The organism is Variovorax sp. 54 (assembly GCF_002754375.1).
Lineage (GTDB): Bacteria > Pseudomonadota > Gammaproteobacteria > Burkholderiales > Burkholderiaceae_C > Variovorax.
Genome location: NZ_PEFF01000001.1, coordinates 3,156,405 through 3,173,431 on the forward strand (window position 1 = coordinate 3,156,405; position 17,027 = coordinate 3,173,431).

Consider the following 17,027-nt stretch of genomic DNA (forward strand, 5'->3'; position numbering starts at 1 on the left):
CTTACGCCACTGGCGCTGCCTGGCGCAGCAGCTGCAGGTAGCCGGGCTGCACTTCCATGCGCGCGGTCGCGCCCTGGCGCTGCAGCAGGCGGTGCGCCTTCGGCAGCGCCCAGCAGGGCAGGTTGGTGAACATGTGGTGCTCGCAGTGGTAGTTGACCCAGTAGGGCGCCACGAAGATGCGTTCGAGCCAGCCGGCGTGCGTGGTGCGCGCCTGACGCAGCGGATCGGCCTCGTTCTGCGCCACCAGCGCATGCTCGGCGATGTTGCGCACGCGGCTCACGAGCGGCAGCCAGGTCGCCATCGGCAGCAGCCACATCAGCACCCAGGCCCACCAGACCCCGGCCAGCGTGAAGGCCAGCAGGCCCAGGCCGTTGCCGATGAGGAAGCGCTTGTCTTTTGCCAGCGCACGCCCGAACACGCGCAGCGCCGATTCGCCCGGCGCGCGCTGGCGCAGGGCATCGGCGATGTGGCCGAAGCGCTGCTTGTAGAAGGTCTGCCCGCTCAGGTCGCGCACGACCTTGCGCCACATGGAGTCGCGCGAGATCGGAAAGGGCGCCGACAGCACGAGGTCCGGGTCTTCGGTCTGCTGCACGAAGCGGTGGTGCTGCAGGTGATACGGCCGGTAGTCGCGCAGCGTGGGCGAGCACAGCCAGTAGCCCACCCAGTCGTTGACCTTGCGGTTGCGGTGCAGCCCCGCGTGCGCGGCGTCGTGCATGAGGATGAACAGGCCCAGCTGGCGCGTGCCGACGATCGGCACCATGAGCGGAATCGTCCACGGCCACACGATGCCCACCGCCATCGCGGCGCCGATCACGCCCCAGCAGTGCGCCACGAGCCACAGGCCCCGCCACGACGAACGCGTGGTGAGCGATTGCCACTCGTCGGGGGTGAAGAAGTCGTCGGGTTGAGCGCGGGGTGCAGCGGCCATCGGGCCAGTATGCGGCGAAGGCGCCGGCAGATCACGCGTAGTTCCCCGATGGGAACGCTCGGGAGCGAGGCCCTTCGGCCTACTTGTCGATGATTTTTCGCGCGAAGACTTCGAGGTAGTCCATGAGCCGCTCGGCGCCCGCGATGGCCGCGGCCTCGTCGCCGGTGGCGATGCCTTGGGCCAGTTCGAGGTGCGCGTTGGCGCCCTCGACGATCTCGCCCTCGTGCTGGTAGGCGTACCAGAAGCGTCGGCACTGCACGATGAGCGGCACCACCGCCTTCACGGCCGAGTCGTTGTGGCTCGCGTGATGCGTGACGAGGTCGAGCGCGCGGTCGGCGTGCATGTAGTCGGTCAGGTCGCCGCGGCCCGCCGCCTCGACCATGGCCTCGGCGCAGCGCACGATGGCCTGGCGCTGCGGCGCGGTGGCGCGGCGCGCGGCGCAGGCGGCAATCAGCTGCTCGAGCACGCGGCGGGTCTGGATCACGTCCAGGTGGTCGGCCAGGTCGATGGTCGACACCAGCAGGCCGCGGCGCGGCTGCTGCACGATGAGGCCGATCGACACCATGCGCATCAGCGCCTCGCGCACCGGCGTGCGGCCCAGGCCCGTGCGCTCGGCCAGCTCGGCCTCGACGATCTGGCTGCCGGGCTCCAGCTGCATGGTGGACAGCAGCGCCTCGATGGCGTCGTAGGCCAGGTCGGCCGCGCGGCGCTTGGGCGGGGGTCGGGGAGCGGTCTTCGGGGCGGCCATGGTGGGGATGTGGATGTGCTCGTGCGTGTACAGATGCGGGGCCGTCATTGTCGGGCGTCGCCGGGCGCTGCGAGCCCGGCCAGTGTCTCGATGCGGACCGGCACCAGCGGCGGGCGCGGCGCGGGCGGCGTCCAGCCGAACAGGAACTGCGCCGCATCGCCGCAGACGCGCCCCTGGCAGGCGCCCATGCCGCAGCGGCGGTGCAGCTTGGCGTCGGTCCAGCCGGCGCAGGCCGAGAGCGCGGCAAAGGGCACGTCCTCGCAGCGGCACACGAGCGTGTCGGGGCGGGGCAGGGCCTTGAGGTCGTCGGCCAGTGCGAAGCGGTGATGCAGTTGCGCGGCGAAGGCGTTCCAGCGCGCGCGCTCGCGGTCGTGGCTGCGGGCCTTGGCGGCCTCGCCGACGGCGGCATGGCCAGCGATGGTGCCCTGCACCAGCGCGCGCTCGCTGCCGCCGAAGCCGGTGCATTCGCCGGCCGCGTAGATGCCCGCGACGCTCGTGGCCTGCAGCGCATCGACGGTGAGGGCTTGGCCCGCGAGCGTGCAGCCGAGCAACTGGCCCAGCTGCGTGTTCGGCGTGAGCCCGAAGCCGCAAGCGATGCGATCGCAGGCCATCTCGACCTCGCGATCACCTTGCCGCAGCCGCACCGATTCGACCTGCGTCGTGCCCTGCGCCGAGAGCACGCGCGTCGCGGTGCGGTAGCGCCCATCGGCCAGCGTGAGCGCCTGCACGGCCTTGCCGGGCCAGCGCACGAGGCTGGCGCCGAAGGCCGCGACCGAAGCGAACGACGCCTGCTCGGCGATGCGCAGCACCTGCGCGCCCGCCGCTTTGGCCGTGGCTGCAGCGGCCAGCAGCAAGGGCCCGCTGCCTGCGATGACGATGCGTTCGCCCGCGACCGGCAGGCCGGCTTTGATCAGCGCCTGCAGGCCGCCCGCGCCCGTCACGCCGGGCAGCGTCCAGCCGGGGAAGGGCAGCAGCAGTTCGCGCGCGCCGGTGCACAGGATGAGCTTTTTCCACTGCATGCGCGTCGCGCCCTCGGCATCTTCAAGCAGCAACTCATGCGAAGCAGGCGCAGCAACGACGCGCGCGCCGCTGCGCACGCGGATGTTCGCGTGGCGTGCGAGCGCTTCGCGCCACTGGCGTGCCGCCAGCGGCAGCGACGCGCCGGGGCCGTCGCGCCAGATCTGTCCGCCGGGCGCGGGGTTGTCGTCGATCACCACGACCGACGCGCCGCTGGGCGCCGCCGCCACGGCCGCAGCCATGCCCGCGGGGCCCGCGCCGATGACCAGCACATCGCAGGTTTCGAGCGTGACGCCGTTCATGCCGTCGTCTCCACGCGCATGCCCTCGGCGCACACGGTCTGGCATGCGAGGCGTCGTCGCCCGTCGATCTGCACGCGGCATTCCTGGCACACGCCCATGCCGCAGAACGGCGCACGCGGCTGGCCCGTGACCGAGGTGCGCGCCGCGCCCATGCCGCCGGCGATGCGCAAGGCGGCAGCGACCGAGCTGCCCGCTTTCACGCGCACCAGCTGGCCATCGATGTGCAGTTGCGTCTGATCGCTCATGCCACCTCCCGCAAGCCGCGCGGCGCATACGGCGCGGCGTCGAAATCGGGCGTCGCGCCGGTCATCAGCGCCGCGAGCACATGCGCGCTGCCCGGCGCCGTGGTCACGCCCAGCCCTTCGTGCCCGACCGCAAGCCAGAGCTTCTCGCGCCACGGGTGCTTGCCCAGCAGCGGCAGGCCGTCGGGCGAGGCGGCGCGCAGGCCGGTCCACGCGCGCACGGCGTTCAGGTCGGCGAGCCCCGGCAGGTAGTCGAGCGTGCGCTGCAGCATGCGCGCGAGCATCGGCGCCTCGACGGCCAGGTCGGTCGTGTCGAACTGGCGCGACGAGCCGACGAGCAGCTGCCCCGTGGGCCGCGGCTGCACATTGAAGGCGACCGAGTCGCCGTCGCTGTGGTGCGCGCTGGTCACGTAACCCAGTTCGACGAGCTGGTGGTGCACCGTGCCCGGGTAGCGGTCGGTGATGAGCAGGTGGCCCTTCTTCGGGCGGATCGGCAGTTCGGGGCACAGCGTCGTCGCCTCGATGCCGTTGGCGAGCACGACCTGCGGCGCGCGGCGACGGCTGCCGTCGGCCAGGCGCAGCGTACCGTCGTCCTCGAGGGCCTCGACCTTCGCGTGTTCGACGTGCACCGACGCCGCATGCTGCGCGAGCAGCCAGCGCGCCGCGTTCGGCGCATAGAGGATGCCGTCGCCCGGCACTTCGAGCGCGCCCGACAGGCCTGCGCGCAGGGCGGGCTCGGCGCGCGCGAGTTCGGCCGCACCCAACAGCCGGCTTTCGATGCCGAGCGCGCCCAGCCGCTGCTGCTTGCGTTCGGCCTCGGCCATTTCTTCGTCGTTCGCCGCGATCCAGAGCGTGCCGCAGGGGCTGTAGGCGCAGTCGGCACCGAGGCGCGGCGCAAGGGCGCGCCATTGCGCGACCGAATGGCGGCTGAGTTCGAGTTCGGCCGCGTTGTCGTCCATCACCACGAGGTGGCCCATACCCGCGCCGGTGGCGCCGCCCAGGCGCGCATCGAGCACGCACACGCGGCGCCCGGCCTGCGCCAGCGCATGGGCACACGCCGCGCCGACGATGCCGGCGCCGATGACGATGACGTCCGCGTCCATGCGCGCCGGCGTCAGAGCCGGATGCCCCAGCCGAAGGGATCGTTGTCTTCGATGAGCAGCGTGGCCTCGGCGCTGATGTGCGCACGGCCGCGCAGCGTGGGAATGACCTGTTCGCCGTCCATCGCGTAGCTCGCCTCGAAGACGCTGCCGATCACGCTGGCCTGCGTCCATACCGCGCCGGGCGCGAGCTTGCCGTCCGCCGCGAGGCAGGCGATCTTGGCGCTGGTGCCGGTGCCACAGGGCGAGCGGTCGTAGGCGTTGCCGGGGCACAGCACGAAGTTGCGGCTGTCGGCGCCGGCATCGTCGTCAGCAAAGAGTTCGATGTGGTCGATCTCCGCGCCGTTCGCGCCCGTGATGCCCTGCGCCGCCAGCGCCTTGCGCAAGGCGGCCGCGTAGTCGGTCAGCGCCGCGAGGTTGTCGCTCGCCACGCGCTGGCCGTGCTCGCTCACGAGGAAGAACCAGTTGCCGCCCCACGCCACGTCGCCATGCACGGTGCCGTGGCCGGGCAGATCGACCGCCACCTGGTGCAGGTGCCGGTACGCCGGCACGTTGCGCACGCTCACCGAGCCGTCTTCATGCAGCGTGGTCGTCACCGTGCCGACAGGCGTCTCGATGCGGTGCTCGCCCACGCCGATGCGCCCCATGTGCGCCAGGCTCGCGACCAGCCCGATGGTGCCGTGGCCGCACATGCCCAGATACCCGGCGTTGTTGAAGAAGACCACGCCGGCCGCCGCATCGGGCGATACCGGCTCGCACAGCAGCGCGCCGACCACGACATCGCTGCCGCGCGGCTCGAGCACGGCGGCTGCGCGCCACTTGTCATGTTGATCGGCCAGCAGCGTGCGGCGCTCGGCCATGGAGCCTTTCCCCAGATCGGGGAAGCCGCCGATCACAAGGCGCGTGGGCTCGCCGCCCGTGTGGGAGTCGATGACCTGGATGCGTTGCATACGTGGGGGGGCTCAGTAGCTTGCAATCGGCACCGGGGCCGCGTTCTTGAACGTGAAGACCGTGATGGGCGCCTGCTTCATGTTGCCCTTGTCGTCGTAGGCGTAGGTGGCGGCCACGCCCTTGTAGGTGGTCTTGTAGAGCTCGGCGCCGACCTTGTCGGGGTCGATGGTGTTGGCCTTCTTCATCGACTCGCCGATGAACAGCACCTGGTCGTAGTACGAAGCGGCGTACGCGTCGGGATCGATGTTGAAGCGCTTCTTGAACTTCTCCTTGAAGGCCGGGCCGCTCTGCGCCTTCTCGAGCATGGAGCCGCCTTGCGCGCAGAACACCAGGTCGTTCACCGCGTCGCCGCCGATCTTGCCGGTGGCCGGGCTGCACACGGTGTCGCCGCCCAGCAGCTTGCCTGGCACGGCCAGCTGCTTCATCTGGCGCGCCATGGGTGCGGCCTGCGGTGCATAGCCGCCGAAGAAGATCGCCTCGGGCGCCTTGCCCTTCATGTTGGTCAGGATGGCGGTGAAATCGACGGCCTTGTCGGTGGTGAACTCCTGGCCCACGATCGTGAGGCCCTGCTTCTTCGCCTCTTTGGTGAACTCTTCGGCGAGGCCCTGGCCGAAGGCCGTGCGGTCGTCGATCACGCCGACCTTCTTCACCTTCAGCTCCTTGGCCGCGTACACGGCCATGGCGCCGCCGATCTGGTTGTCGCTGGCAATGATGCGGTACAGGTTCTTGTAGCCGCCCTGCGTGACCTTCGGGTTGGTGCCCACGGTGGAGACCAGCGTGCCGCCGTCGCTGTAGATGCGCGAGGCCGGAATGGCCACGCCCGAACAGTACGGGCCCATGACGAACTTGACGCCGTCGTCCACGAACTTCTGCGCCACGCTCACGCCGGTCTTGGCGTCGCACTGGTCGTCTTCGGAGATCAGCTCGAACTTCAGCGTCTTGCCGCCGACGCTGAGCTTCTTCGCATTGAGCTCCTCGATGGCTAGGCGGATGCCGTTTTCATTGTCCTTGCCCGCGAAGGCGTTCGGACCCGACAGCGGACCGCTGTGGCCGATCTTGACCACCTGCTCCTGCGCTTGCGCGGGGCTTGCCACGGCCAGGGCAACCAGGCCCGCGAGACTGAGTGAGGAAACCATGCCTGCTTGTGACTTCATGCTTCGTCCTAGGGTTAAGAACAATGAAAAACGACAGGGGCCAACTACATGGGGTGCCTGTCGCAGTTTAAATATATTACGTACATATCTTGTAGATATCTGTGGGGCAAGCGCTCTTTCGGGCTGAGGGCTTCTGTGATATCTGTGAACAAACGGGTCGTTCGGGGCGCGATCACGCCGACGGGGCACCTTGCTCCGCGAATGTCCTCCGGCCTGCGGCCTCCCCCTTGATTTCGCTGCGCAAGGCACCCCGCCAGCGTGATCGTTGTCAGCAGCGGTAGTTGATCGGCCGCAAACGCAGAGCGTGCCCAGGTGCACAGGGCACTGGGTGCTCCCCGCAGCGAAATCAAGGAGGAGCGAAGCGGGGGACATTCGCGGAGGGGAGTACCCGGTGTCCTGTGCACGCGCCCCGAACAAGAGCGCCAAAAAAAGGTCAGTCGACCTTCGCCCCCGAAGCCTTCACCACCACCCCCATCGCATCCCAGTCCGCACGCAGCAGCTTCTGGAAAGCCTCGACGTTCTGGCTGCGCGGCTCCACGCCCAGGCGCTTGAAGCGTTCCTGGATCGCCGGATCGGCCAGCACCTTGTTGGCCGCCGCGTTGATGCGCTCGACCTCGGCCTTCGGCGTAGCGGCCGGCGCCAGCAGACCGATCCACGAATCGAAGGCGTAGCCCGGCAGGCCGCTCTCGCCCACCGTCGGCAGCTTCGGCAGGAAGGGGCTGCGCGATTGGCCCGTGGAGGCCAGTAGCTTCATGCGCGCGTCGTCCTGGAAGCCCATCACGCCGATGCTCGACGAGATCACCGCCTGCACGCGGCCCGCGAGCACCTCGTTCACGGCCTCGCCGGTCGACTTGGTCGGGATGTGCGTCATCTGCAGCCCCGCCTTCGCGAGGAACGACGCCATCGCCAGGTGCGTGGCGCTGCCGTTGCCGGCCGAGGCGTAGTTGTACTTGCCGGGGTTGGCCTTGACCTCCTTGATGAAGTCGGCCGTGGTCGCCACGTTCATGCCGCTGGCCACCGCCAGCACATAGCCCGCGTTGCCCACGTTGGCCACGCCGACAAAATCCTTCAGCGGGTCGTAGGGCAGCTTGCTGTACAGGAAGCCCGCGATGTTGTGGCTGGCCGCCGCCAGCACCAGCGTGTTGCCGTCGGCCGGCGCCTTGGCCGCCATCGCCGCACCCACCGTGCCGCCCGCGCCCGCGCGGTTCTCGACGATGGCGCTGCCGCCGAGCGCAGCGCCCAGCTCGTTGTTGAAGGCACGCGCCACCGTGTCCTGCACGGCGCCCGTGCCGAAGGGCACGATGATGTGGATCACGCGTTGCTGGGCGTGGGCCAGGCCGAAGCTACCGAGGGCCAGGGCGGCTGCCGCGGCAGCCAGCGAACGTCGGGTCAGCAGAGAAAAAGTCATGGGCGGGGCCGCTTTCATCATCGTCAACAAAAAAATGGGTCAGGCGCCCGACGGCAGCCAGCGCTGCACCAGCTTCACGAAGTAGCTGGCACCGATCGGGATGATCTCGTCGTTGAAGTCGAACGAGGTGTTGTGGATGATGCAAGGGCCGGGCCCGTGGCCGTCCAGCCGGTGGTCGCCGTCGCCGTTGCCCAGGAAGGCGTAGCAGCCGGGCCGCGCCAGCAGCATGTGCGCGAAGTCTTCGGCGCCCATCACGGCGGGGAAGTCGTCGGTGACCATGTCGTCGCCCACCACCTCGCGCATCACGCCGGCCGCAAAGCGCGCTTCGGCCGCGTGGTTCACCACCGGCGGCGACGAGCGCTTGAAGAAGATGTCGGCCGTGCAGCCATGCGCCATGGCCACGCCCTCGGCCACCTCGCGCAGGCGCGCCTCGATCTTGTCGATGGCGTCGACGGAAAAGGTGCGGACCGTGCCGCCCACCGAGGCCTCGTCGGGAATCACGTTGGGCGCGTCGGAGCCCTGCAGCTGCGTGACCGCGAGCAGGGCGCGCTCGGTGCTCGGAATGGTGCGCGGCACGATGGTCTGCAGCTGCTGCGCCAGCGTGACCACGGCGGCCACCGGGTCGATGCCGGTGTGCGGCATCGAGGCGTGCGTGCCGCGCCCGCGCAGCGTGACCTTGTAGGTGTTGCTCGACGCCATCAGCGCGCCTTCGTTGAGCGCAAAGCGGCCCACGTCGCCGACCGGGAAGTTGTGCAGCGCAAACACCGCATCGCACGGGAAGCGCTCGAACAGGCCCTCGTCGATCATCTTCTTGGCGCCGGCCTTGCCCATCTCTTCGGCGGGCTGGAAGATGAAATGCACCGTGCCGTCGAAGTCGGTGGGGCCTTGCTGCGACAGGTGCCAGGCGGCGGCCAGCAACATCGTCGTGTGGCCGTCGTGCCCGCAGGCGTGCATGCGGCCCGCGTGCGTGGACTTGTGGGCGAAGTCGTTGGCCTCGTTCAGCGGCAGCGCGTCCATGTCGGCGCGCAGGCCGATGGTGCGGCTGCCCGTGCCCTTGCGCAGCACGCCGACCAGGCCCGTGCCCGCGATGCTGCGGTGCACCTCGATGCCCCATTCGGTGAGCAGGTTCGCCACCTTCTCGGCGGTGCGGTGCTCTTCGAAACCGAGTTCGGGGTGCGCGTGGATGTCGCGCCGGATGTCGATGAAATGGGTGGCGTGGGCGGCGAAGGCGTCGACGAGATTCATGGCGTGGGGCAGCTGCGGGATCGTTCGAGAGAGAAAACAGAAGCGAACGATTCTGGCGCAGCCGCCCGCGCGGCGCATGCTGGCTTACGCGTGGTTCATTCAGGCCAGCCGGCCTTCCTCGCGCAGCTTCGCGCCGATGCGGCGGATCTCGGCCTCGCCCCGGTCGAGCGTCGCGCGGCTCGTGTGGACCGAGTAGTGGCCCATCACCAGGTCGTGCGGATGCGGCACGGCCGAGCCGAGCACGAAAGCCGTGTCGCCCTGCGCCACGACCTCGAGCGCCGCGTCGGATTCCTCGAACACCGCGAGCTCGCCCGTGCCGATGGGACCGCCGGTGCCGTCGCCCGCGTCGAGCCGGCCCGCATTCACCGCCACCCAGCCCACCGTGTGGCCAGCAGGCGGCGTGTAGCGCCAGCGCTCGCCGTCCTTCAGTTGCACGGCCAGGTAGTTCATCGGCGAGGGCGCCGGAATGGGGCTTTGCGCCGCACCGTAGCGCCCGAGCAGCACGCGCGCCGGGCCTTCCTGCGGCACCTGCGAGGGCGCGAGGTAGATGCTCTGCGCGGGCGCGTTTTCCTCGGCGGCCGGCAACGCCACCCAGAGCTGGAAGCCCTGCACGCGCGTCACACCCGGCGCCGGTGCGCCCGTGTGCCACACGCCGTTGCCCGCGCGCATCCACTCGACACCACCGCCGCGCAGCACGCCCTGTTCGCCGGTCGTGTCTTCGTACAAGGTGTCGCCTTCGATGAGCCAGGTCAGCGTGGCGATGCCCGAGTGCGGGTGCATGCCGAAGCCCTTGTGGCCGCCCGTGGTGTCGAAGCCGAAGAGGTCGAGGAACACGAAGGGCTTGAGGTATTCGCCCAGGTCGCCCGGGCTCATGAGCCGCGTGATCGGTCCGTGCTGGGCGCCACGCGTGCGGTAGACGATGGCGCGGGTGTCGGTTGCAACAGCGGTGGTCATACAGCCTCCCTGGCGGTCTTCAGTGCGCGGGTCCACCACGCCATGTCGTCGAGCAGGCCCGTGGCCGACTGCGCCAGGTGCGGGAAGTCGTCGAAGGATTTGCCCTGCTGCCAGATGCCGAGGAACTCGACCATGCCGATGTGCACCGCGTGGCGCACCGGCGCCATCTGCATCTCGACCGCGACCAGCCGCAGCTGCTCCACGGCCCGCGCCGCGCCCACGCCGCCGTAGCCCACGAAGCCGATCGGCTTGCGGATGAACTCCTTGTAGGCCCAGTCGATCGCGTTCTTCAGCACCGCGCTCGGGCCGTGGTTGTACTCGGGCGTGACGATGATGAGCCCGTCGAAGGTGGCCAGCTTGGCCTGCCAGCGCTGCGCGGCCTCGTTCTTCACCGGGCCCCAGGCGGGCGCGCCGGCTTCGTTGAAAAAGGGCAGCGGGTGGTCGCGCAGGTCGACCAGCTCGAAGGCCAGGTCGGTGCGCTGCTTCGCGATCTCGTGGATCCAGTGCGCGGGCTTCTCGCCGAACCGGCCTTCGCGGGTCGAGCCGAGGATGATGCCGACGAGAGGTTTTTGCGGGGTCATGGGGTGCTCCTGAATGGGGGTGGGCTGGAGGCTGGAAAAGCCATGACCTGAAGATTAGGGTCGCGCCCATTGATCGACTAGACGGTAGAGTCGGATTGCACTCGTCCATCCATCGAAGGAATCAACCCCATGCTCGACCTCAACGACATCGCCATGTTCGTGCAGGTGGTGCGCCACGGCAGCTTTGCCGAAGCCGCCCGGCGCCTGGGCCTGCCGCCCAACACCGTGAGCCGGCGCATCCAGCAGCTCGAGGCGCAGTTGGGCACCCGGCTGATGCAGCGCTCGACCCGCAAGCTCACGCTCACGAGCGCGGGGCAGGCGTTCCACGAGCGCTGCGCAGGAGCGGTTGATGGGCTGGTCGAGGCTGGGCAGGCACTGATCACCGGCAGCCAGGAACCCAGCGGGCTGGTGCGCGTGGCGGCGACGGCGGATTTCTTCGACTTCTTCCCGATGGAGTGGGTGGCGGACTTTCTGGCGACGAATCCGCTGGTGCGCGTCGACTTCGTGCTGAGCGACGCGAAGGCCGACCTGATCGCCGACCAGATCGACGTGGCGTTTCGCGGCGGGGCGCTGCCCGATTCAGGCTTTGTCGGCCGCAAGCTCCTGGGGCCGCGCACGGACGGGATGGTCGCGAGCCCCGCGTACATCGCCGCGCGCGGTGCGCCTGCGACGCTGCAGGAATTGGCCGATCACGACTGCGTGACGGCGGCGCATCCCAGCGGGCGGGCGACGTGGCGGGTGACCGGGCCGGATGGGGTGAATGAAGAAGTGCAGGTGACCGGGCGCTTCAGCGGGAATACCGCGCAGGCGTTGCGCAAGGCTGCGTTGGCGGGTCTCGGGATCGCGCTGCTGCCGCCGTCGATGGGGCGGCTCGATGTGGAAGCGGGGCGGCTGGTGCCGGTGCTGCCGCAGTACCAGCGCACGGGGCATGGGCTGAGCGTGCTGTATCCGAGCCGCAAGCAGTTGCCACAGGCGGTGTCAGCGTTCATCGGGATGGTGATGGAGAAGCTGAGCACGGTGGAGGCGTTGCCAGAAGTGCTTCGGTCGGGGAAGGCCTGAGGCGGAATGTCCCATCTTGTCGAGCTGAAAGCCTCAGCCTTGCGAGGAGGCCGTTGACTTGACGATGACCCGCTGTCGAAACCATGCATTTGACGTTGGCAGGAACCAGAGCACCAACGCTGCGAACTGAACGGCAGTTTGAGCCAGCAGAATGACCAGAGATGGCACGCCCTCTTGCAACAGCGACTCGCGAACGAAGTAGAGGCTTGGCAAGCCCAGCAAGAACAGAACAAGGAATGCGATCCTCGCCCAATTGAACCCCTTGGCGACGGCGAAAACGAGGGCGGCCAAAATGGCCAGGACTGTCATGGCAATCCACAACGGTCCGGGGACTGGCAAGAGCACGCCTTTTATCGCCCCGAGAACAAGCGAGAACACGGCCAACCCTATCCCGAGTCTTGCTTCCTTCGGTGTGCCTGCATTGCTTTCCGACATGTCAGGTTCCTTCGCTTCTGTGTGGATCGGTATGGAAGGGGTTTTAGCTCACCTGCATCGAGCCACCACCGCTACCGCTTGTCGCTTTCTTTCAGCCGCTGCACCCCAAGCGACTCGTCTCATGCGGTCAGTGATTTCCAAGGAAAATGCCCGCCATGAAAATCGAAAAAGACACCGTCGTCACCCTCAAGTACAAAGTCGCCGATGCCCAGGGCAAGCTCATCGAAGCCAGCCCCGAGCCGATGGCCTACCTGCATGGCGGTTACGAGAACACCCTGCCCAAGATCGAGCAGGCGCTCGACGGCCAGGAAAAGGGCTACCAGACCACGCTGAACCTCGCCGCCGAAGACGCCTTCGGCCTGCGCGACGAGGCGCTGGTGCGCAGCATTCCCAAGACCGAGTTCCCGCCCGGCGTGAAGGTCGGCGGCCAGCTGCAGGGCCGGCTCGACGATGGCACCGAGCACGTCTTCACCGTGACCAAGATCAAGGGCCCGGTCGTGCTGCTCGACGGCAACCACCCCTGGGCCGGCAAGGCGCTGAAGTTCAGCCTACAGGTGACGGACGTGCGCGCGGCGCTGCCGGTGGAGATCGAGCACCGGCATGTGCATGGGGCGCACGGGCACCATCACTGAGCCTTGTTGAGCGATGGATTTCGCCACGGCCTCTGAGATCTCCGGCTTCTTCAGCGTCGCTGCTCCGATCCTGATCGGCGCAGCGTTCGTCTGGGTCATTTGGCGCACGGAGTCCCGCCATGTACTGATTCGCCGGCTTTGGCAGTTGGTGCACGGCAAACAGGAAATCACAGATCCAGAAGTCCGTGCGTTCGTCGATGAGCAGACAAGCCTGGTTTCTTTCCGCCTCTTCGCTGGCATTCCCGTGGCCAGCCTGACGGAAGCCCATCAGCTCATTCAGTGGGCGAAGCACAACGACGTGCAGATGAGGACACTTCGGCATTGCGGCGAACTCTTTGACGCTGAACTTCGGCAGGTCAAGGAACACAAGCTGCCAGGACGCGCAAGCCAAGCCGCCCGGCTGGCAGGCTTCGTTGCTGCGGTTGCGGTGTTTGCCTTGAGCGTAGCGAGCCTGCCCACGGATCGCGCGCTTCTTTCTCTCAAGGCAACTGGGCGGCTGTTTCTGGCGACTGCGACGGAGATCACGGCGGCATGGCCACTGCAAACAGCCTCGCTAAGCGCTTCGGACTGCACCAACATTGCAAGTGACATCGAGGCCCGCACCTCGTTTTCCGAGGACGAGGTGAAAGCGCTGTGTAGCGTCTTCAAGGACGCGGGCTTTCCAGCGTTCGTAAAGAGTACGGTGAAGGAGCAGCGGTGGTCGGCAGTGCTTTTGTGCCTGTTTGCAACTTGGCTCGCATGGCTCGCCCTCTTTGCCTGGGGAGCCGGTGTAGCCGCCAAGAAGCTGGCAGATCGGCGAATCGATCCGGCCTTGCCAGGCTCGCAACAGCTGACGCTTGCCCTTGACGACTGAGCACAACCGCTAGGATTTCTTCCAGAACCTCGGCGCCTCGCCGATCGTCTCCAGCGCCTTGCGGCACGCCTTCGCCCCCGCCGCGCGGCGCGCGCTGAACCAGCCGACCGCAAACCACGCGCGCGGATCGCGCGATGCGACCTCGCGGTACAGCGCGAGCGCCACGGCCTCGTCGTTGAACTCGCCCAGCGCGTCCTGCGCGGGACGCAGGGCTTTCAGGTAGCGCTCGGCCGCGTCCTTTTTCTTCTTGCCGCCTTCCGCCTCGGCAAACAACGGCGCCGCGAACTCCGCCAGGTAGCGCAGGCGCTTGAGCCGTTTGCGCGCGCGGTGCTGGTGCTCGGTGGCGAGCGATTCGAAACGCTCGCCGTCGCGCACGGCCTGCTTGTGCAAGCGCTGGAGCTGTTCGCGCAGCTGCTGGCGGGCCTCGTCTGCTGCGAGCGGCGCGGACCCCGTCGACGGCGGCGCAGCGGCAGTGAAGCCGATCAGCGACACCAGCACGTCCTGGAACGCCGCGGCGCGCACGATGTCGCCGGGTGTCGAAGCCGGCGTTGCAACGTCGCCCGCCAGCGGATCAACCTCCGGCGCCCCCGCCTCGCGCAGTTGCGGCTGCGCAAGCTTCACGACCTGTTCGCGGTCGCGCAGCTCGCCGAGCGCGCGGAAGGCGTCGACCAGGGGCGGCTCCCAGGTGGCGGCGTCGAAGCGACTCGTGTCGGCATCAAGCCCCGCGAGTTCGCGCAGCGCGGTGCGCAGGCGGCGGATGCCGATGCGCAGTTGGTGGATCTGTTCTTCGTCGGTGCTGCCCGCGGCGATCTCGCTGGCGTTGGGCAGCATCTGATTGAGGCACGACGCGACCACGGCCTGCTGGAGGGCGCGGCCGTCGAGGTCGTAGGCCGGGAAGCGCGGCGCCTCGGCCTTGACGGCGGGCACGGTCTCTTGCTCGGCCAGCAGGCGCATGCCGCGCTCGGCCTTCGAGACGGTGCTGAACCACAGGCCATGCTGCTGCGACCAGCGCCGCGCGAGCGCCACGAGCCCCTGCACGTCGCCGCTCTTGAGTTCGAGCTCCAGCTCGCACACGGGCGAGGTGCGCTGCGCGGGCGTGCCCGCGTGCACGACGACCTTGCCGACGTCGAGCGCCATCTCGACGACGGCGCCGCCCGGGCCGCTCACGCGCAGGTCGCGCGTGAGCCGCACGATGTCGGTCGACTGGCGCTCGACCAGCGGCACGGGGCCGCCATCGGCCGGTTGCAGCAGGCGGGCCAGCCGCTCACCGACGGGTGTGCCGGCGTGGCGCGCGGGATCGATGGCGGGCGCGGCGGCGCCGGTGCCCAGGTCGACGTTGTGCTCGAGCCGGTGCAGCGCGTTGTCGCCGGCGGCCTTGACGGTCTGCACCCAGCGCCGGCCCTCCTTGCGCAGGCGCAGCACCATGCCGTCGGCGACGAGGCGCTGGTCGGCGGTGTCGAAATAGCGGGCCTGGAGGCGCGTGCGCACGACGGCGCCGCGCCGCAACGCGGCTTCGACGGCCTTCAGGCGGTCGGGGGGAATGCAGAACTTGAACTCGATTTCCATGGTGTTCATGATGCCCGCTCTTTTTCTCCCAAAGCGACGTGGTGCCGGCCGATTCCGGTGGCTCGAAAAATCATGTGGACACCGTCCATTTTCTTTGATATCTTTTGTGGACGGCGTACACAAGACGTCGGCAAACACCCGATCCATCCTTCATCGACACAGGAAAGACACCATGGCCACCAAGCAGATCTTCGTGAACCTCCCCGTCAAGAACCTCGACAAGAGCAAGGCCTTCTTCGGCGCGCTGGGCTACACCTTCAACGCACAGTTCACCGACGCCAACGCCGCCTGCATGGTCATCCACGAGGGCAGCATCCACGCGATGCTGCTGATGGAGGACTACTTCAAGACCTTCACGAACCAGGGCATCCCCGACACCCGCAAGGAGAACGAGGTGCTGGTGTGCCTGTCGTGCGAGAGCCGCGCCGAAGTCGACGAACTGGTCGCCAAGGCGGTGGCCGCCGGCGGCACGACGCCGCGCGAACCGAAGGACTACGGCTTCATGTACGGCCACGGCTTCCTGGACCTGGACGGCCACATCTGGGAACTGGTCTACATGGACCCGAACGCCGCCATGCCCGGGCAGTAAAACCGAGCCGGACGATGCCCGTCGTTCCATATGCGCTCTTGATCGTTGCGCGGAAGGCACCTACCGAAAGGCGCCGGCGCCCCGATATTCCTGGTTCAGGCACGGCCCGCATGGCGGCCGTGCCCACCCCACCCAGGAGTACCGACATGTCCGACAGCAACGACAACAGCCAGAGCAGCAACAGCCCGTCTCCCATCGTCCAGGTCCAGCCACTCGGCTTCCCGTGGCAGACGCTCGACCCGTTCCTGTTCTGCGTCTACCACGACGACGCGTACCCGAAGGCCAACGGCCGCATGGGCCCCGAGGCCTCGCTGGCCGGCCGCCAGATCGGCCAGGACTTCAGCCGCAAGGACGGCTGGAGCATGTACCACGGCGAGACGGTGCCGGGCTTTCCCTCGCACCCGCACCGCGGCTTCGAGACGGTGACCATCGTGCGCAAGGGCCTGATCGACCATTCCGACTCGCTGGGCGCCACCGCGCGCTTCGGCGGCGGCGACGTGCAGTGGCTCACGGCCGGCAAGGGCATCGTGCATTCGGAGATGTTCCCGCTGCTCGACGCCAGCGCGCCGAACCCGCTGGAGCTGTTCCAGATCTGGCTCAACCTGCCGGCGAAGAACAAGATGGCCGAGCCGCACTTCACGATGTTCTGGTCGGAGGCGATTCCGCGCTTCGCCTCGGACGACGCGCAGGGTGGCCGCACCGAAGTGGCGGTGATCGCCGGGCGATTCGGCGCCGATGACGCACAAGCCCAGGCCGCCATCGACCCGCTCGCGCCGCCGCCCGATTCATGGGCCGCACAGGCCGGTGCCGACCTGGCGATCTGGACGCTGCGCATGACGCCCGGCGCGCGCTGGACGCTGCCTCCCGCCACGGGCGAGGGCACGCGACGCATGCTGTACTTCTTCAAGGGTGCGACCGCGCAGGTGGCGGGCCGGCGCGTGGACGGACCGGCGGCCATCGAGCTGCGCGCCGACGCGGCCGTGGAGCTGTGCAACGGCCCCGAGGGCGACGGCGAGTTTTTGCTGCTGCAGGGCCGCCCGATCGCCGAGCCGGTGGCGCAGTACGGCCCCTTCGTGATGAACACGCAGGCCGAGATCGCCCAGACGATGGCCGACTACCGCCGCACCCAGTTCGGCGGCTGGCCCTGGACCGACCCGGCGCCGGTGCACGGCGCCGAGGCCGCGCGCTTTGCGCGGCACCCGGACGGGCGCGAGGAAGTGCCGGGGGCCTGATCGATCAGGCTTCCGAGGCTACGCAGTTCTC

At 68.6% G+C, this 17,027-nt stretch carries 18 protein-coding genes; 5 read left to right on the forward strand and 13 right to left on the reverse strand.

Going from position 1 to position 17,027, the window contains the following annotated elements; translation table 11 throughout:
- Position 1: 1 nt before the first annotated feature.
- The 11 genes from CLU95_RS14620 to CLU95_RS14670 all read right to left on the reverse strand — a co-directional run bounded on the left by CLU95_RS14620 (position 2) and on the right by CLU95_RS14670 (position 10,630).
- Positions 2–928 (reverse strand): fatty acid desaturase family protein, encoded by a 927-nt coding sequence (locus CLU95_RS14620; protein ID WP_099794182.1) that lies wholly within the window; start codon positions 926–928, stop codon positions 2–4.
- Between the two features lie 79 nt (positions 929–1,007).
- Positions 1,008–1,724, reverse strand: a complete 717-nt coding sequence (locus CLU95_RS14625; RefSeq protein WP_373668952.1) for a GntR family transcriptional regulator — start codon at positions 1,722–1,724, stop codon at positions 1,008–1,010.
- On the reverse strand, positions 1,721–2,995 hold the full coding sequence (locus CLU95_RS14630; RefSeq protein ID WP_099794183.1) for an NAD(P)/FAD-dependent oxidoreductase: 1,275 nt from the start codon (positions 2,993–2,995) through the stop codon (positions 1,721–1,723). Before CLU95_RS14630 ends, CLU95_RS14625 begins: the two co-directional genes overlap by 4 nt.
- A complete protein-coding gene (locus CLU95_RS14635; RefSeq protein ID WP_099794184.1) occupies positions 2,992–3,240 on the reverse strand; it encodes a (2Fe-2S)-binding protein in 249 nt (82 codons plus the stop codon). The genes CLU95_RS14630 and CLU95_RS14635 overlap by 4 nt, the downstream gene beginning before the upstream one ends.
- A complete protein-coding gene (locus CLU95_RS14640; protein ID WP_099794185.1) occupies positions 3,237–4,340 on the reverse strand; it encodes an NAD(P)/FAD-dependent oxidoreductase in 1,104 nt (367 codons plus the stop codon). The genes CLU95_RS14635 and CLU95_RS14640 overlap by 4 nt, the downstream gene beginning before the upstream one ends.
- Positions 4,341–4,351: 11 nt before the next feature.
- Positions 4,352–5,287, reverse strand: a complete 936-nt coding sequence (locus tag CLU95_RS14645) for a 4-hydroxyproline epimerase (protein WP_099794186.1) — start codon at positions 5,285–5,287, stop codon at positions 4,352–4,354.
- A 12-nt stretch (positions 5,288–5,299) separates the two neighbouring features.
- Complete coding sequence (locus CLU95_RS14650) at positions 5,300–6,442, reverse strand: branched-chain amino acid ABC transporter substrate-binding protein (RefSeq protein WP_099794187.1); 1,143 nt, start codon at positions 6,440–6,442, stop codon at positions 5,300–5,302.
- 433 nt (positions 6,443–6,875) lie between these two features.
- On the reverse strand, positions 6,876–7,868 hold the full coding sequence (locus tag CLU95_RS14655; protein ID WP_099794188.1) for a tripartite tricarboxylate transporter substrate-binding protein: 993 nt from the start codon (positions 7,866–7,868) through the stop codon (positions 6,876–6,878).
- Between the two features lie 21 nt (positions 7,869–7,889).
- Entirely contained in the window at positions 7,890–9,095 is a 1,206-nt protein-coding gene (locus tag CLU95_RS14660; protein ID WP_099794189.1) for a M20 aminoacylase family protein, read from the reverse strand.
- A 99-nt stretch (positions 9,096–9,194) separates the two neighbouring features.
- Positions 9,195–10,049 carry a pirin family protein gene (locus CLU95_RS14665; protein ID WP_099794190.1) on the reverse strand — a complete coding sequence of 285 codons (855 nt, stop codon included), beginning with the start codon at positions 10,047–10,049 and terminating at the stop codon, positions 9,195–9,197.
- Positions 10,046–10,630 (reverse strand): NADPH-dependent FMN reductase, encoded by a 585-nt coding sequence (locus tag CLU95_RS14670; RefSeq protein WP_099794191.1) that lies wholly within the window; start codon positions 10,628–10,630, stop codon positions 10,046–10,048. The genes CLU95_RS14665 and CLU95_RS14670 overlap by 4 nt, the downstream gene beginning before the upstream one ends.
- Before the next feature lie 129 nt (positions 10,631–10,759).
- On the opposite strand from CLU95_RS14670, the gene CLU95_RS14675 reads away from it, so the two are divergent.
- On the forward strand, positions 10,760–11,689 hold the full coding sequence (locus CLU95_RS14675; RefSeq protein ID WP_099794192.1) for a LysR family transcriptional regulator: 930 nt from the start codon (positions 10,760–10,762) through the stop codon (positions 11,687–11,689).
- A 33-nt stretch (positions 11,690–11,722) separates the two neighbouring features.
- Here CLU95_RS14675 and CLU95_RS14680 read toward each other — a convergent pair whose 3' ends face one another.
- Positions 11,723–12,124: a hypothetical protein gene (locus tag CLU95_RS14680; RefSeq protein ID WP_143606002.1), complete on the reverse strand. Its 402-nt coding sequence runs from the start codon at positions 12,122–12,124 to the stop codon at positions 11,723–11,725.
- Positions 12,125–12,279: 155 nt separating this feature from the next.
- Here CLU95_RS14680 and CLU95_RS14685 point away from each other — a divergent pair, with 155 nt between their 5' ends.
- Together CLU95_RS14685 and CLU95_RS14690 are read left to right on the forward strand one after the other, a co-directional pair.
- A complete protein-coding gene (locus tag CLU95_RS14685) occupies positions 12,280–12,756 on the forward strand; it encodes an FKBP-type peptidyl-prolyl cis-trans isomerase (RefSeq protein ID WP_099794194.1) in 477 nt (158 codons plus the stop codon).
- 13 nt (positions 12,757–12,769) lie between these two features.
- Positions 12,770–13,609 (forward strand): DUF6216 family protein, encoded by an 840-nt coding sequence (locus CLU95_RS14690; protein WP_099794195.1) that lies wholly within the window; start codon positions 12,770–12,772, stop codon positions 13,607–13,609.
- A gap of 9 nt (positions 13,610–13,618) precedes the next feature.
- Here CLU95_RS14690 and CLU95_RS14695 read toward each other — a convergent pair whose 3' ends face one another.
- A complete protein-coding gene (locus CLU95_RS14695; protein ID WP_099794196.1) occupies positions 13,619–15,184 on the reverse strand; it encodes a CYTH and CHAD domain-containing protein in 1,566 nt (521 codons plus the stop codon).
- A 163-nt stretch (positions 15,185–15,347) separates the two neighbouring features.
- On the opposite strand from CLU95_RS14695, the gene CLU95_RS14700 reads away from it, so the two are divergent.
- Positions 15,348–15,764: a VOC family protein gene (locus tag CLU95_RS14700; RefSeq protein WP_099794197.1), complete on the forward strand. Its 417-nt coding sequence runs from the start codon at positions 15,348–15,350 to the stop codon at positions 15,762–15,764.
- 146 nt (positions 15,765–15,910) lie between these two features.
- Positions 15,911–16,996 carry a pirin family protein gene (locus CLU95_RS14705; RefSeq protein WP_180288608.1) on the forward strand — a complete coding sequence of 362 codons (1,086 nt, stop codon included), beginning with the start codon at positions 15,911–15,913 and terminating at the stop codon, positions 16,994–16,996.
- The last annotated feature ends 31 nt before the right edge of the window (positions 16,997–17,027 follow it).